This window comes from Bacillus sp. FSL R5-0576, assembly GCF_038004765.1.
Lineage (GTDB): Bacteria > Bacillota > Bacilli > Bacillales > Bacillaceae > Bacillus > Bacillus subtilis.
The window spans coordinates 390,217-405,667 of the sequence record NZ_JBBORU010000001.1 but is presented as its reverse complement, the minus strand read 5'-3'; the positions used below and the strand labels follow the sequence as shown (position 1 = coordinate 405,667).

Here is a 15,451-nt window from a genome sequence, read left to right as displayed (position 1 = left end):
CAAACTCCTTCTAATTGCTGTTTCAGTAATGTCGTGATTTACCACTTATAAAACTGCCCTTTAGACAAGAAGGACAGGATCCATCCGTATACAAAGCCCGAATTACTTTAAGTTTTATCTTACCATTACACTATTTGTTTTTCAATAAGATGAGAAGCAGATCGGCATCTCGAATATGCCGGCTGCTGCTCCATCCGCTCCCAAGAATCCAGCGGAGAACTTCGGGTCACGATGAAAAGTCCGGACGAATATGTTCGTATCGCGAAATAACCTATATATATATTGTATCATAGCCGCAGCCGGCCAGATATACATAATTTTCGGCCGGCATACATTAGTGTTTGCATATCATGTTATTTTATGATGCAATATGCGTTTTTTCGCAAAATATTTTCTTATGAAAGCGGGCTCTCTATTAAATCTTTAACGATTTCTTCAAGCTTCATACCTCTGGACGCTTTGAATAAAATCAAATCGCCTTTTGATGCGTTTTCCTTCACAGCTTGGAGGAGATCTTTTTTCTCAGTGTAATGGCTGACGCGGTCTTTCTCAAAGTGTTTCAGGGCGCCTTCCGCGATAAAAGCTCCCAGTTTTCCGTACGTAAAGACGCGGTCAATTCTCTCAGGGCTGATCACAGCGCCGCACTCTTTATGGAACGTTTCTTCAAGATCGCCGAGCTCAAGCATATCACCGAGCACGAGCATTTTTTTGCCGTAGCCTTCGAGGCTTTCTGTCAATTGAATTGCAGCTTTCATGGAAGTCGGGCTCGCATTATAAGCGTCATTGATTATCGAAAGGCCGCTTTCTGTTTTGATGAGTTCAAGTCTCATCCCGGTTACCTTTAGGCCGCTCAGTCCTTTTGCCGCATCCTCAGGCGCGATGCCAAAATAAGCCCCTGCAGCAATCGCTGCCATGGCGTTCATCACATTGTGCTTGCCGAGTATCGGAATAAAAAACGTGTTTTCTATCCCTTTGATTGTAAAATGGGTTCCTTCCTCACTCTGGCTGACATCCTGAAGCTGATAATCATTATGCGCTCCCGTCCCGTACGTTTTCGTCTGGCAGCTGTATGCATTTTGAAGAAGCGGTTCGTCCCCGATATAAATCAGCACTCCGTCTTCTTTAAGCCCGTTAATGATTTCAAGCTTCGCCTCCGCGATGCCCTCTCTAGAGCCGAGGTCTTGCATATGCGATTCGCCGATATTCGTAATCACTGCCGCATCCGGGTTTGCCAGGCGGCTCAAGAGGTCAATTTCTCCTTTGGCGCTCATTCCCATCTCCAATACGGCGATCTCCGTATTTTCAGGCATCGCTAAAACTGTCAGCGGCAAACCGATATGATTATTGAAGTTTCCTCCAGTTTTGTGGACACGGTACTTGGTCCCCAGTACGGCGTGAATCATATCTTTTGTTGTCGTTTTGCCATTGCTTCCAGTTACTCCGATGACACGCGTGCCAAGCTCCTGCAAATAGGCTTTTGCAAGCTGCTGAAGTGCGGTAAGGGTATCGTCCACTAAAATGACGGCGTGATTCTCGGGCGGATTTGGTTCTGACCGATCCCAAAGAACAGCCGCTACACCAGCTTCAAAAGCCTGTTCCACAAAAGTGTGGCCGTCAAAACGTTCCCCTTTCAGCGGAATGAAGAGCTGATGTTGTTCCAGTTTTCTTGTATCGGTTGCCACTCCATGAATGACTGTTTGTTCATATTGCGGATTTGTTAGTGTGCCTTTAACCATTTCGGCAATGTTTTTTACTGTTCGCTTAATCAAGTAAGGTCCCTCTCTTTCTTTTGTATATACGGGAAAAAACACTGCCCTTTTACCGGCAGTGTCCTTCTTCATTAGAATGTATGCTTAATCAATTGTTTTTCAGCGTGGCGTTCTTTTGCAAGCTCCACAAGCTGTTCAATCAGGTCAGCATATTCCACTCCGGCTTCTTTCCAGAGCAGCGGGAACATGCTGAAAGGTGTAAAGCCAGGCATTGTGTTGACTTCATTGATCAGAACTTCGCCGTCAGCTGTCAGGAAAAAGTCCGCTCTGACGAGTCCTGAACCGTCGATCGCTTTAAACGCTTTGATCGCCATATCACTGATTGTTGCGTACTCCTCATCAGACACAATCGCCGGAATCATCAGATCAGTATCTCCATCCTCATATTTCGCTTTGTAATCGTAGAAATCTGTCTTCGGTGCGATTTCTCCCACAACAGAGCATTTAGGATCGTCATTTCCAAGAACGCCGATTTCGATCTCGCGGCCGTTAATGCCTTCTTCGACGACGACTTTGCGGTCATATTGGAAAGCAAGCTCAAACGCTTTTTGCAGTTCTTCACGGTTTCGGCATTTGCTGATTCCGACACTTGAGCCGAGGTTAGCCGGTTTTACGAAGCAAGGGTAGCCTAATTCCTGTTCAACCTGCTCGCAGCATTCTTTCGAAGAACGAGTCCAGTCTTTCTTAAGGAAAGCTGCGTATTTAGCCTGAGCAAGGCCAGCCTGCGCAAATAAATGTTTCATGACAACTTTATCCATGCCAGCTGAGGAAGCAAGCACTCCGTTGCCGACATAAGGAATGTTCAACAGCTCGAGCATTCCCTGGATCGTACCGTCTTCTCCATTCGGTCCGTGGAGGAGCGGGAATACGACGTCGATGGCTTCATTTTGCTGTGACGCTTCCTGCGGAAACATCTCCTGGTTCAAGGCAGCTGGAGAAAAAGCACTGCCTCCTTGCTCAAATTGAAGCATTTTCACATTTGAAACAGGCTCAGTTAAACGGGCGCCTCTTACCCATTCGCCTTTTTCTGTTATATAAATCGGATGTATATCAAACTTCTCAGTATTTAGCGCTTTGATTACAGCCAGAGCCGTCTGCAGGGAAACATTATGTTCTGCCGACTTTCCTCCGTACACTAATCCTAGACTTGTTTTCAATGGATACTCCCCCCACTACAATTCATCTTTACTATCTTATCATTTTCACCGGAAAATGATCTAATTATTTTTGGGCATGCTGATGTTGAATGCATTTGTATGTAATTCCTTTTTATTTTATATTAAAATGGCATTGAAAAGGAGATGTGACATATGAAAAAAATCACAACAAACGAACAATTTAATGAACTGATTCAATCCGATAAAGAAATCATTGTAAAGTTTTATGCTGATTGGTGCCCAGACTGCACACGCATGAATATGTTCATCGGCGATATTTTGGAAGAATACAATCAAAACGATTGGTATGAGCTGAATAAGGACGAGCTTCCTGACCTGGCTGAAAAATACCAAGTAATGGGCATTCCCAGCCTGCTTATTTTTAAGAACGGTGAAAAAACAGCTCACCTTCACAGCGCCAATGCCAAAACGCCTGAAGAAGTGACTGAATTTTTATCTGAACATATAAGCTAATTCGTTAAACAGCCTTATTTTATGTCGTCAGGCTCTACATGAACATGAACATGAGTGACATCGTGTTCATGTTTTATTTTGTCTTCTACTTCATCCGCCACTCCATGGCCTTCTTCTACTGTAAGCTTCGGATCAACCGTAATCACCATCTCGATATGAACTGTACTGCCTAAATACCTCGCTTTCACATCCTTTAGACGATGCACATTTTCGATCCTGCCGACGGTCTGTTTGTAAGGCTCAAGATCTTTTAAATAGAAACCGTCTGTTAAGGAATGTGAAGCGTCTTTAAAGATATCCCACGCAGTTTTGCAAATGATGATGCCGATGATAAAAGCCGTTACCGGATCAATCCACGGCAGCTTCAGCTGGGACGAAAAAACACCGATAAACGCGCCGGCACTTACAAAAGCGTCTGACCTGCTGTCCTTTGCCGCTGCCATCAGGGCAGAGCTTTTAATGGACGCCGCCAGCCTTTTGTTATATAAATAGATGCCATACATAAACACAGCACTGCCTAACGCCGTCCATGCCGCGATAAGATTTGGCGTTTCCGTTGTGCCGCCCGCAATCGCTTTTCCTCCGCCGATTAACACTTCAATGCCGACTGCCATCATAATAAAAGACGCAACAAGAGACGAAATTGTTTCAGCCCGATAATGGCCGTATGGATGATCGCTGTCAGCCGGTCTTTGAGAAATCCGCAATCCTATCAGCACTGCTACTGACGCAACAATATCTGTTCCATTATTTAACCCGTCTGCTCTCAGCGCTTCAGAATGATATAGAATCCCGATGACTAGCTTTACAACAGCAAGGATGACATATGCAAAAATATTGAGGAGCGCCCCTTTTTCTCCCTTTTTCAGATTTTCTGTCCGCTCCATTGAATACCAGCCTCCATTCTATTACATAGTATGGTTCAAAACATGAAAAATAGCAGGACGCGTTCAATGAAGCGGAATATTTCGACAGCAAATTATTGCCCGGGAAACTTTTTGTCGATTTGTTGAATGTTTGTAAATTGGCCAAGAATAGGACTGTTTTCATCTTTACAGGCGATTGCGGACAATGTATACTGAAGTTAATTGATAATGATTATCAATATCGTTTGATTGGAGGTTGGTGACACAATGACACCTCAGTCTGCAGAAATCAGAAAAAAACAGCTCATTCATCTGTTAATACAGAATGGTATATACAAAAAGTCAAAGCGTCATCTGTATGAATTGTCGCTGACGGAGTTAGAAAGTGAATACAACCATGTCAGGAGGGCGCCGGAGCATGCCGAAGCGTAAAGTGAAAACTTACCAACAGCTGATCCAGGAAAACAAAGAGGCGATTATGGGCAATCCAAAGCTGATGAACGTTATTTATGACAGGATCGACCGCAAGCATCAAAAAAATCTGCAGGAGCAAAACAATACATAAAAAGAGCCGGTAAGGCTCTTTTTTTTATCACTCAAACGCTTCAGCCGCCAGCTTGTGTATCACGGCGTCATCCATCGGCGGGTTGTGAAGACCGGCGCGCACATCACGGTAATAGCGCTGAAGCGGGTTGGTTCGTTCCAGGCTTTTGGCCCCGACAATTCTCATCGCTTTATCAACAACAGACAGCGCAGCGTTTGTGACGATATGCTTAGCCGCACCGAGCTCGCTTGTCAAGTGTGGACGCCGCTCCGGATCGTCATACAATTGAGCGATATGGAAAAGAAAGTGTCTGGCATTGAGCAGTTCAAGCTCCATTTCGCCTGTTCTTTGCTGTACGGCCGGGACATTCTTGATCGGTCCATTCAAGCTGTTTGGAGAATACTCAGATGCAAATTGCACTGCATAGTCACGAGCAGCTTGAGCAACACCAAGATAGATCGCTGGAATGTGAAGCAGCCAGCCATTCGGCTTAGCTCCGCGAGGCCCTTGAAGCAGTTCCACCAGCTTATTCTCATCAAGCATGACTTCGTTCAGTACAAGGTCATGGCTCCCAGTCGCCCGCATCGCCATCATATCCCACGTTTCTTCAATCGACAAGCCGTGATCATCTTTATGAATGAGAAACACGCCTGTTGTTTGTTTGTCTTCAATCCATGCGGTTACTAAAAAATAATCCAGTGCTTGAGACATCGTCGTAAAGGTTTTTCTCCCGTTCACTGCCCATTTGCCATCCTTTTTGACGGCGTGTGTACCGGGACGCCCTCCTCTTGTCGGGCTTCCGGTTTTCGCTTCAGTCGCCGCCCTGTTAATGACAGCTCCGTTCTGGACTTCCTTGGCAACAAATGCAAATACGTCTTCATCCCAGCTGTTGCCTTCTCCAAGCTCCCCGATCACGCTCAAATGCCAGCCGATGCTAAGAGCCGTCGGAGCATCTCCCCGTGCAAGCCGTTCTTGAAACAGGAGCATATCGTAAACAGAAATGCCCCCTCCGCCATGAGATGCCGGCAATGTTAATGCTGTATACCCAGCATCACGCAGTTTTTGTATTTTCTCTGCAGGAAAACGTCCCTGTTCGTCATCTTCAGCAGCTGTTTGCTGAAATTCATCCGCAATCCGTCCGATTTTCTCCATCCATTGCCGCTGTTGATCGTTTTGTATAAATAATGACATCCGGCAGCCCCCCAAGTTTTAATTCCGATAAATTTAATATGTATTATAGATTTCCTGCCATTTTTCCGCAACTGTTAATCTTTTTGTCCAGTATAGAAAAACACGCCGTTCCCCAAGGGAACAGCGCGATTACACAGGATTTGCATCCCGGTCTTGTTTCATGCCGAGATAAATCAGCATATATGTCAGGTAACCCATCGTCATCACCAGGCCGCCAAAGAAAAAGCTTGAGAAAATCGGCTCTTCAAAAGCGGTCACTGCGGCCAACACAATCCAGCTGGCATACAGATAGATGATAAAATAGCGGATGCCCGTCTTCATTTTATATATCATGTACAGTCCCACGAGAGAAAACAACCCAAGCGCGAGCCTGAAATAAACAAGATGTTCAAACTGAAACATGAATGACACAAATGAGAATCCAAGCAGCAATACGATCGGTAAAGCGGTAATAAAGTTCCTCAATCGAGACACCTCCGTCAGTACCTTTAGTATAAACCAAAATATCAAATGATATTGATTTACGTGAGCTTTTTCACAAAAATGTCATTCCTTGCCTTTAGACCCGAACATCCCGTTTACAGAAGCACCACCAGCCAACAACGATGAAGAATATGGCATGTATGATGAGAATTCCAATTGAAAACAATGGCGTCATGCCTGAAAACAACGCTGTCTCTCCGCTTCTGTATTGCGTAAAGTCAGTGTTCGCAAAAAGCAAAAAGCTGCCCCACTTGTTTTCAAACAACTTCATGAGCTGAACAAGTGTACTCGCTCCGTATAAAACGACAAAAGAAACAACAACTGCTACCGCGCTGTTGCGGAACAGCGAAGAACAAAGCAGCCCGAATAATCCCATCATTACAGCTTCAAGCCAGTTTGACCCGATCAGCGCCAAGGTGTTGACCAGCAATGTCTTTGATTCCGCAGTCACCGATGTGCCAAAAAACACGAGACCGAATAATAATGCGAGAATGTAGTATGCCAGATACAAATAGAAGCTGACCATCACGACTGTGATTAATTTTGACCAAAAGACCTTTTGGCGTTTAACCGGACGAATGAGCAAAAATTTGATCGTCTTTTTATCAAATTCCATCGAAACAATTGTTGCTGCAATTACGATCGTTAAAGCCTGCAGCAAAATGTTCAGGCTCGGTGTATACGATAAATAGCCGATGAAGTTTTCATCTGTTCCGGCACTGATGACAATCCGTTTAATGATCAATGCCATGAAGAATTGAAAGACAGCCATCAGGATAAGGGAAACCAAAGTGACCTTCCGATTAAAAAGTTTCATATGTTCATTCCAAATCAATTTAGACAAGCTCTTCTCCCTCCTCTTGATGAGCTGTTGTCGCTTTTATAAATTCGTCTTCCAGTGACTGTGTGTAAGGGGTAATGGAAAATACATTCAGACCTTGTCCGACAAGTGATCGGTTCAGCTCCGGTATGTTTTCTTTTGCCACCTCAACTACAATCGTCCCGTCTTGGCTCTCAGCTTGATATTGATTGCCTGTCAGCCAATTGAGCGCTTTTTCTTGCGGCTGCACTTCTATAATCGCTTTTTCTGTGGTTTGATCAGTTCCTTGTAAGCTGACTTCCGCTTTGATCTCACCTTTTTGAATGATGATGACACGGTCGCACAAGTCTTCAACCTCCCGCAATAAATGAGTGGCGAACAGGACAGCTGTTCCTTCCATTTCTGCGAGCTCTTTAATATGATCGCGAAAATCCTTCATCCCCGCAGGATCCAGGCCGTTTGTCGGTTCATCTAGAATGAGAAGCTTCGGCCGGTGAAGAATTGCCTGGGCGATTCCCAGACGCTGGCGCATCCCAAGGGAATAGGTTTTCACCTTATCATGAATCGCTGACGTCAGCCCGACACGCTCCACCACTTCATCAAGCCGTTCATCCGCTATTTTTTTGTGCATATTCGCAAAGTGCTTGAGGTTTTCCCAGCCTGTCAGGTACGGATAGAACTCAGGGTTCTCAACGATCGCTCCAACCGCTTCCATCGCTTTTTCAAACTCTGTATCATGCTGGAATCCGCTGATTGTCACGCTTCCGCTGTTTTGTTTCAACAGCCCGACGATGATACGGATGAGTGTTGTTTTTCCGGAACCATTCGGACCGAGAAGGCCGATGATTTCACCTTCCATGACGTCCATGCTGATCTGTTTTAAAATCTGTTTAGACCCAATCTTTTTATCGAGGCCTTCAATATGTAAAATCGGCTCAGCCATAAAGCCTTCCTCCTTTTTCGACAAAAAATAAACAGTGCCCAACATTAGGCACTGTTTGTATTATAGCATTTGTTGCTTCCAAATGTTTGGTTAAACCGATGATGAGCGTTTGCTCCGACTGTTTGTTCTTTTCAGTTTCTGTACTGATGACAGGCATTGTCACCTGTTGTGTTCACCACTGTGCGAAGCAATATCAAGCGCCGATTCCGAATCTTAATCTCATGCCCTGAACAGGCAGGCCGGCAGATCGAGGCACACTCATTATTCGATTTTAAACTACTTTTTATCGCTATTCTCTCGGGGTCCTTTAGACCTATCTTCCTTGTTGGTGACATCCAGAATATCAAGGAGAAACACAAAGATCGGAATCCCGATAATTAAACCCCAAATGCCGAAAAAGTGTTCAGAAAAAATGAGTACAGTGAAGGTGAAAAAGATTGGCAGCTCTGTTTTCGCCGACATCAGCTTCGGATTTAAGAAATATGTTTCGATCGCATGAATGGCGAATATGACAAGGACAATGTAGAGCACATACATTCCGCCGCCAGTGCTGTAGGCGATAATGCTGAGCGGAATCAGGGAAATGACGACGCCTGCTACAGGGATCAACCCAAGGAAGAACACCATAATCGAAAGCCCAAACAGCTGCGGAAAATGCATAATCCAAAGCGCGATAAACGTCAGAATACAGTTGACGAGCGCAATGATAAATTGAGCCTCGAGCACCTTGCCGAACGTTCTTGCAAATTTGCTTCCGAAAAAAGCAATTTCCTCATAAAAGACCCTCAGTTTGCTCGTTTTAAATTTCGCCATGAATTCAGAAAGCCGTTTTTTCTCAAATAAGAAAAACATGCTGAGAATGAGCGCCATCACGACCTGCAAGCCGAATGTGCTGATATCGGCCAGATACGTATACACTACATTGAAGCCCTCTTTGACATATGAACTGATGTTAATATCTCCGAAGACACTGGTGATCTCATCAAAGAAAGGGATGCTGTCAGGGTGATACGCAATATGTTTAATCTGCTTAACCAGCTGCTGGATCTGTGCGGCGACGACCGGATAAAACACAAAGCCCCCGACTGTAAGCAGCACAGCCAGCAACATGTAAAGAAACGTAATGACAACCCGCTGGCTCACGCGGAAGAACTGGCTTACAAACTGCCGCACGACAAGCTCCAAACGATCCATTAGAAATGTGAAAATGAAGGTAAGCAATATTAAGTTAATCATGCTCTTAAATAGATATAACACACCAGTTAACACGACAAAGATGGAGAAACGCCTTACTCCCGGGTGCTGAAAAAATTTAACTAAAGCGGCCATTTATACACTCCTGTTAGGACAAACGTCCTTCATTCAATATAGTATCCATTTGTAAATTATATAACAAAAAAATGCTGAGGTCTCTGTCCTTACCTTAATAATTCTTAAACAATTAAAAAAACGGCCCCATGGATGGGCCGTTCTTTTTTCAGACTGCTGTTTTCATTTTTTTCATGCCTTCAACAGCCTCTACGCTTTTTGCTTCATCAAATTCATTTTCGCTTTTGGCAACAATGATCGTGGCGATTCCGTTTCCAATCAGGTTCACAATGGCTCTTCCTTCACTCATGAAACGGTCGACCCCGAGCAGGAGTGCAAGCCCCTCCAGCGGAATGACCTGCAGCGCTGACAGCGTTGAGGCAAGGACGATAAATCCGCTTCCCGTCACACCTGCCGCTCCCTTCGATGTCAGCATCAGAACGAGGATAATCGTAATTTGCTGGCCGATGCTGAGGTCTACTCCAAACACCTGTGCCAAAAAGACAGTCGCCATTGATAAATAAATGGATGTGCCGTCGAGGTTAAACGAATAGCCCGTCGGAATAACTAGCCCGACAACTGATTTGGAACAGCCGTAGCGCTCCATTTTATCCATCATACGCGGAAGCACCGATTCGGAAGAGCTTGTGCCAAGCACGATCAGAAGCTCATCCTTAATGAAGCGAAGGTAATTCCACAGGCTGAATCCGTAAAGCTTGCAGATGATATTTAAAGCAACAAATACGAACAGGAACATCGTAATATAAACAGACATCATTAAGCTTGCCAGCGGTTTGATGGAATCGAGCCCGAAGTGTCCGATTGTATACGCCATCGCCCCGAATGCCCCGATTGGCGCGGCGCGCATAATGTAGCCGATAATTTTGAAAAAAACGTGAGAAACCTTGTCGAAGAAATCAATGACGCTTTTTCCTTTTTCACCTAATGCCGCAAGACCCACTCCGAAAAGAATAGAAAAGAATAAGACCTGCAAAATGTCCCCTTTTGCGAAGGCATCAACCATGTTGGATGGAACAATGTGTGTAACAAATTCAATCCAGTCGATTCCCTGACCGCCATTTTGCGTGTATTGTGATACATCTCCCTTTTCAAGCTTGCTGTAATCAAGACCCGCACCCGGCTTCATAATATTGACGACAAATAAACCGATAATGAGTGCGAGGGTAGTGACAACCTCGAAATAGATAAACGCTTTTCCCCCTACTTTTCCAACCTTCTTCATATCGCCCATTTTTGCAATCCCGAGAACGATTGTGAAGAAAATGATTGGTGCGATCACCATTTTAACAGCGTTGATAAATGTATCGCCAAGCGGTTTCATTTCTTTGCCGACATCCGGCCAGACCAGCCCGACAATGACCCCGATGATGACCGCGGTTATGACCTGAACTGTTAAATTTTTAAACAGTTTCATATCCTTCATCCCCCTGTCCTATTCGCCTTTTGTGTCTTTCTCACTAGAATGATAGCGTTTTCATAACGTCTGGGGAAGTTTATGATCATAACGGACATTTTGGTCTTTTTGGTCTCAGGTTTATCCTTTTAACACGTAGCGGTTGACCGGCCGGCCGACTCCGCCGTATTGAACGTCCAATTTGATGATCCCGGTTTTTTCTAAGTAATCAAGATATCGTCTGGCTGTCACTCTGGCGATGCCGAGCGCCTTGGCGACCTCTTCAGCAGAAAGGGATGCGGTTTGCTGTTTCAAAAAAGCAGTGACTTCATTCATCGTGAAGTGATTCAACCCTTTCGGCAGATCCTGTACGGCCTGCTGCGGAATATTCAGGATCGCATCGAGCTGTTCCTGGGACAGCGTATCATTCGCTTCGATTTTTTGTTTATATTGCTTGTACTTTTCGAGCGCCTGTCTCATTCGCTCAAGCTTAAACGGCTTTAAGATATAGTCAATCGCTCCGTTTTGCAGCATGAGTGAGATCGTTTCCTTGTCTTTTGCAGCGGAGACGACAATGACATCCACTTCAAGCTTTTGCTTTCTGATCTCCTGCAAGGTCTTGATGCCGTCTTTTTTCGGCATGTACACATCGAGAATGACGAGATCCGGCTGTTCTTCTTTAATCAGCTTCATGCCTTCCTCTCCGTTTCCTGCCGTTGCACAGACAGTAACGCCTTTAACAGTTGTAATGAAATCCTTATTGACCTCTTGAACCATCGGATCGTCTTCAATGAGCAGAACCTTCCATTCTTTACGAGCCATGCTGTGCTTCCTCCCCCTTCATTGGAAAAACGATAGAAAAAGATGTCCCCTGCCCCGCATGTGAATCAACTTCTATCGTGCCCGATCCTTTGTCTATGATTTGTTTCACTAGATACAGGCCATAGCCTGTGCCGCCAGTTTTATTGACCGTAAAACCTTTGTCGTAAAGGCGAGGCATATGTGCCGGATCAATTCCGCAGCCGTTATCTTCTATTAAAATAGCAAGGATATCATCCGTTTGTTCGATACTAATGTCAATTCGTTTGTCTTCAGATTGAACGGTTTCAAATGAGCCGAAGGCATTTTCAATCAGATTCCCCAAAAGCACGACAATATCATGCTGATCAACATGCTCGGGAAATTGCTGAAGACTGCTGTTTTCATCTATATGAACAGCAATGCCGAGCTCTCTTCCCCTTCTGATTTTACTTAATAGAAGGCCTGCCGCAGCGTCATTTTGAATCGAGCGGTGCAGAAATTCAGTCACATTTTCCTGCTCAGTTGACGCCTGGAACGCAAGCTGCAAGGCTTTTTCAGATTTCCCCAGCTGGATGAGACCGGCGATCGTGTGCAGCTTATTCATATGCTCATGGTTTTGGACACGGAGCGCCTCCACAAAGTTTCTGACACCAGTCAATTCCTCTGCCATCTTGGCCGCTTCCGTTCTGTCCTGAAAAATCGCAACGGCGCCGATCACTTTTTTCTTCATGACGATCGGAATTCTGCTGCTCATGATGACTTTTCCGCTGACACGAATTTCTTCATTATAAACCGCTTTGTTCCGCTCCACGATTTCGGGCAGGCGCGAATCCTTGAGAACCTCCCAAATCACCTTGCCGATCAGATCCCCCTGCACTTCAAAGATCTGTTTCGCTTTTTCATTGAAAATCGTAATGATGAGACGATTGTCTATGGCGATCACCCCTTCATTCATCGAGTGAAACGTCGCTGTCCGTTCTTCATACATTCGGACAATCTCATGGGGTTCAAGCTGAAACATTTGTTTTTTGATATGGCGGGCCAGCAAAAAGGAACCAGCAAGGCCGAAGCCGAGTGTCAGCACAACGATGAATGCGATATCACGCTTTAAATGAAGCAGGATGTCAGCGATCCCCGGCAGCGTTTTTCCGACAAGCACCACGCCTATTTGGTTCAAGTCTTGATCCTTAACCGGATAAAAAGCGCGAACCGCCGTGCCGATCTCGCCCTTTGCTTCAGAGAAATAAATGTGCTCCGCAAACGCTGCCTCCTCGTCTGCACCTTCTGATTTCTTGCCAATGCTTGTGCTGACAGGATGCGTATATCGGATGTGATTCATATCCATGACGACAATATAGTCTGCTTCATTAATCATCCTGATTTTTTCAACCGCATGGCGAACAGCTTCTGTTTGTTTTTTTCGCGCCAAGGCTTCTTTCACTTCTGTCATCTCTGACACCGTCCGGGCCGTATTCATCAGCCGCTTTTTCAGCTCCCGCTCCTCTGTATGCTGAATGTTGCCGATGAGCACAATGCCGCCGATCAAAAAGGAGAAAATGACGAGTATATAGGATAAGATCGTGATTTTCCAACGGATTGAGAGCTTCTTTTTGTTCATCAGCTTCTCCTTTCAGGTCTTTACGAATGTCATTGCCCCCATTATCCTTAACATAGGGGAGGGCTTTTCATGAAGAGTTTGCTTGCATGTCTCGCACTGATGATCGCTGGAATTGCAACCGCTTTATTTATCGGATTCCATGATCATACAGGCAATAAAAAGATTGTTTATGATGACGACCAGGAAGGCCTGCAGGATCAAATCGTGTTTAAATTCAGCCACGTGGTTGCTGAAAATACGCCAAAAGGGCTGGCCGCCAATAAATTCGCTGATCTGGTGAACGAAAAATCAGGCGGGAAAATAAAAATAGAAGTATTTCCGAATGGAAGCCTGTACTCGGACATTGAAGAAATTGAAGCATTGCAAAACGGCGATGTTCAATTTATCGCCCCCTCCACATCGAAGCTCGGCATGCTCTCGCCTGAATGGGGAGTGCTTGATCTGCCGTATGCATTTACAGATTACAATGCCGTCAAAAAAGGGCTGAACGGAAGCATCGGCACACAGCTGTTTGATTCTCTAAAGAAAAAACAATTAAAAGGACTGGCCTATTGGACGAACGGCTTTAAGCAAATCACAACAAATCAAGGGCCGGTCAAAACACCGGATGATTTAAAAGGGCAGGATCTGCGCATTATGCAAAGCGATGTGATTGAGGATCAGTTCAAGCTGCTTGGCGCAACACCTCATCAGGAATCCTTCAATTCTACCTTTCAGCTGTTAGAAAACAATGTAGTCGATGGCGAAGAAAATACAATTTCAAACATCTATTCTAAAAAATTTTATAATGTTCAGGACTATTTGACAATAAGCAGCCACGGTTACCTCGGCTACGCTGTCATGACTGATGAACACTTCTGGAAGGCGCAAACACCAGAAACAAGACGCATTTTGACTGAAGCGATGAAGGAGACGACGGAGTGGAATGAAACGTATGCCGAACAAATGAACAAGGAGCAGCTGGAAGAAATCAAAAAGAATTCTGCTATACATATTTATGAGCTGTCAGATAAAGAGAAACAAGAATGGATGAAGCGTCTTGACCCTGTTTATCGGCAGTATGAGCCCATCTTTGGCCGGGAGCTGATCCGGGAACTGTTGGAGCTGCGAAAAGATTCATAGTTCCCATCTCGATACGCTGTTTTTCGTTTATCTTTCTATTGATCGGAAATATAAAAAGAGATAAACGAAAAAGGAGATGGGTACATGTTTAAGCACACAAAAATGCTGCAGCATCCTGCTAAACCAGATCGTCCAGATCCATTATTCGCTAAAAAAATGCAAGAAATTTTAGGCGGGCAATTCGGAGAAATTTCAGTTGCCATGCAGTACTTATTTCAAGGCTGGAACACAAGAGGAAATGAAAAATACAAGGACTTGCTGATGGATACGGCAACTGAGGAGCTCGGGCATGTTGAAATGATCGCAACGATGATTGCCAGACTTCTTGAGGATGCCCCTCTTGATCAGCAGGAAAAAGCTGCTGAAGATCCGGTCATCGGCTCCATCCTGGGCGGCATGAACCCTCACCATGCGATTGTATCAGGACTTGGCGCCATGCCGGAAAGCAGTACAGGCGTACCTTGGAGCGGCGGTTATATCGTAGCAAGCGGAAACCTGCTGGCAGACTTCCGCGCCAACCTGAATGCAGAATCACAGGGCCGTCTGCAGGTCGCACGCCTGTTTGAAATGACGGATGACAAAGGCGTCAAAGATATGCTCAGCTTCCTGCTGGCGCGTGACACAATGCACCAGAATCAATGGCTTGCCGCCATTAAAGAATTAGAAGCACAGGAAGGTCCGGTTGTGCCGGGTACCTTCCCGAAAGCGCTCGAAAAACAAGAGTTCTCACATCAGCTTATCAATTTCTCTGAAGGCGAAGAAAGCGCCAAGCAAAACTGGCTAAATGAAAAAGCGCCGGACGGAGAAGCCTTTGAATATGTGAAAGAGGCAAAAACGTTTGGAGAAAAACCGGAGTTAAAACCAGCACCGCCTTATGTTCATAATACACTTCCGGGACGCGAGTAAAGAGACAAGCCCAAAACATGATGTTTTGGGCTTTG

At 45.1% G+C, this 15,451-nt stretch carries 16 protein-coding genes; 5 read left to right on the top strand and 11 right to left on the bottom strand.

Going from position 1 to position 15,451, the window contains the following annotated elements; all coding sequences use genetic code 11:
• Positions 1 to 395: 395 nt before the first annotated feature.
• A complete protein-coding gene (locus NX903_RS02030; RefSeq protein WP_086344568.1) occupies positions 396 to 1,769 on the bottom strand; it encodes a UDP-N-acetylmuramoyl-tripeptide--D-alanyl-D-alanine ligase in 1,374 nt (457 codons plus the stop codon).
• A 71-nt stretch (positions 1,770 to 1,840) separates the two neighbouring features.
• Positions 1,841 to 2,926 carry a D-alanine--D-alanine ligase gene (locus NX903_RS02025; protein ID WP_086343478.1) on the bottom strand — a complete coding sequence of 362 codons (1,086 nt, stop codon included), beginning with the start codon at positions 2,924 to 2,926 and terminating at the stop codon, positions 1,841 to 1,843.
• Between the two features lie 153 nt (positions 2,927 to 3,079).
• On the opposite strand from NX903_RS02025, the gene NX903_RS02020 reads away from it, so the two are divergent.
• Positions 3,080 to 3,400: a thioredoxin family protein gene (locus tag NX903_RS02020; RefSeq protein ID WP_003234326.1), complete on the top strand. Its 321-nt coding sequence runs from the start codon at positions 3,080 to 3,082 to the stop codon at positions 3,398 to 3,400.
• Between the two features lie 14 nt (positions 3,401 to 3,414).
• On the opposite strand, the gene NX903_RS02015 is transcribed toward NX903_RS02020, so the two are convergent.
• Complete coding sequence (locus tag NX903_RS02015; protein ID WP_086343477.1) at positions 3,415 to 4,287, bottom strand: cation diffusion facilitator family transporter; 873 nt, start codon at positions 4,285 to 4,287, stop codon at positions 3,415 to 3,417.
• 246 nt (positions 4,288 to 4,533) lie between these two features.
• Between NX903_RS02015 and NX903_RS02010 the strand changes: the two genes are divergently transcribed.
• Both NX903_RS02010 and fbpB read left to right on the top strand, forming a co-directional pair.
• Positions 4,534 to 4,698, top strand: a complete 165-nt coding sequence (locus NX903_RS02010) for a Fur-regulated basic protein FbpA (RefSeq protein WP_014478893.1) — start codon at positions 4,534 to 4,536, stop codon at positions 4,696 to 4,698.
• A complete protein-coding gene (gene fbpB / locus NX903_RS02005; RefSeq protein ID WP_072592579.1) occupies positions 4,652 to 4,831 on the top strand; it encodes a Fur-regulated basic protein FbpB in 180 nt (59 codons plus the stop codon). Before NX903_RS02010 ends, fbpB begins: the two co-directional genes overlap by 47 nt.
• A gap of 27 nt (positions 4,832 to 4,858) precedes the next feature.
• Here the strand turns inward: fbpB and NX903_RS02000 are convergent, their stop codons facing one another.
• The 8 genes from NX903_RS02000 to dctS all read right to left on the bottom strand — a co-directional run bounded on the left by NX903_RS02000 (position 4,859) and on the right by dctS (position 13,388).
• Positions 4,859 to 6,001: an acyl-CoA dehydrogenase family protein gene (locus NX903_RS02000; RefSeq protein WP_086343476.1), complete on the bottom strand. Its 1,143-nt coding sequence runs from the start codon at positions 5,999 to 6,001 to the stop codon at positions 4,859 to 4,861.
• Between the two features lie 129 nt (positions 6,002 to 6,130).
• On the bottom strand, positions 6,131 to 6,466 hold the full coding sequence (locus NX903_RS01995; RefSeq protein WP_003225151.1) for a hypothetical protein: 336 nt from the start codon (positions 6,464 to 6,466) through the stop codon (positions 6,131 to 6,133).
• Positions 6,467 to 6,560: 94 nt separating this feature from the next.
• Complete coding sequence (locus tag NX903_RS01990) at positions 6,561 to 7,328, bottom strand: ABC transporter permease (RefSeq protein WP_015715273.1); 768 nt, start codon at positions 7,326 to 7,328, stop codon at positions 6,561 to 6,563.
• Positions 7,321 to 8,247 (bottom strand): ABC transporter ATP-binding protein, encoded by a 927-nt coding sequence (locus tag NX903_RS01985; RefSeq protein WP_024572052.1) that lies wholly within the window; start codon positions 8,245 to 8,247, stop codon positions 7,321 to 7,323. The genes NX903_RS01990 and NX903_RS01985 overlap by 8 nt, the downstream gene beginning before the upstream one ends.
• A 276-nt stretch (positions 8,248 to 8,523) precedes the next feature.
• Complete coding sequence (locus tag NX903_RS01980) at positions 8,524 to 9,576, bottom strand: AI-2E family transporter (RefSeq protein ID WP_003246523.1); 1,053 nt, start codon at positions 9,574 to 9,576, stop codon at positions 8,524 to 8,526.
• Between the two features lie 148 nt (positions 9,577 to 9,724).
• Positions 9,725 to 10,990 (bottom strand): C4-dicarboxylate transporter DctP, encoded by a 1,266-nt coding sequence (dctP, locus tag NX903_RS01975; protein WP_014475862.1) that lies wholly within the window; start codon positions 10,988 to 10,990, stop codon positions 9,725 to 9,727.
• Between the two features lie 120 nt (positions 10,991 to 11,110).
• On the bottom strand, positions 11,111 to 11,791 hold the full coding sequence (dctR, locus tag NX903_RS01970; protein ID WP_014478888.1) for a two-component system response regulator DctR: 681 nt from the start codon (positions 11,789 to 11,791) through the stop codon (positions 11,111 to 11,113).
• Positions 11,781 to 13,388 (bottom strand): two-component system sensor histidine kinase DctS, encoded by a 1,608-nt coding sequence (dctS, locus tag NX903_RS01965; RefSeq protein WP_086343475.1) that lies wholly within the window; start codon positions 13,386 to 13,388, stop codon positions 11,781 to 11,783. The genes dctR and dctS overlap by 11 nt, the downstream gene beginning before the upstream one ends.
• Before the next feature lie 69 nt (positions 13,389 to 13,457).
• Here dctS and dctB point away from each other — a divergent pair, with 69 nt between their 5' ends.
• Together dctB and NX903_RS01955 are read left to right on the top strand one after the other, a co-directional pair.
• Positions 13,458 to 14,510 (top strand): C4-dicarboxylate TRAP transporter substrate-binding protein DctB, encoded by a 1,053-nt coding sequence (dctB, locus tag NX903_RS01960; RefSeq protein ID WP_086343474.1) that lies wholly within the window; start codon positions 13,458 to 13,460, stop codon positions 14,508 to 14,510.
• 84 nt (positions 14,511 to 14,594) lie between these two features.
• On the top strand, positions 14,595 to 15,416 hold the full coding sequence (locus tag NX903_RS01955) for a manganese catalase family protein (RefSeq protein WP_024572055.1): 822 nt from the start codon (positions 14,595 to 14,597) through the stop codon (positions 15,414 to 15,416).
• Positions 15,417 to 15,451: the final 35 nt, after the last annotated feature.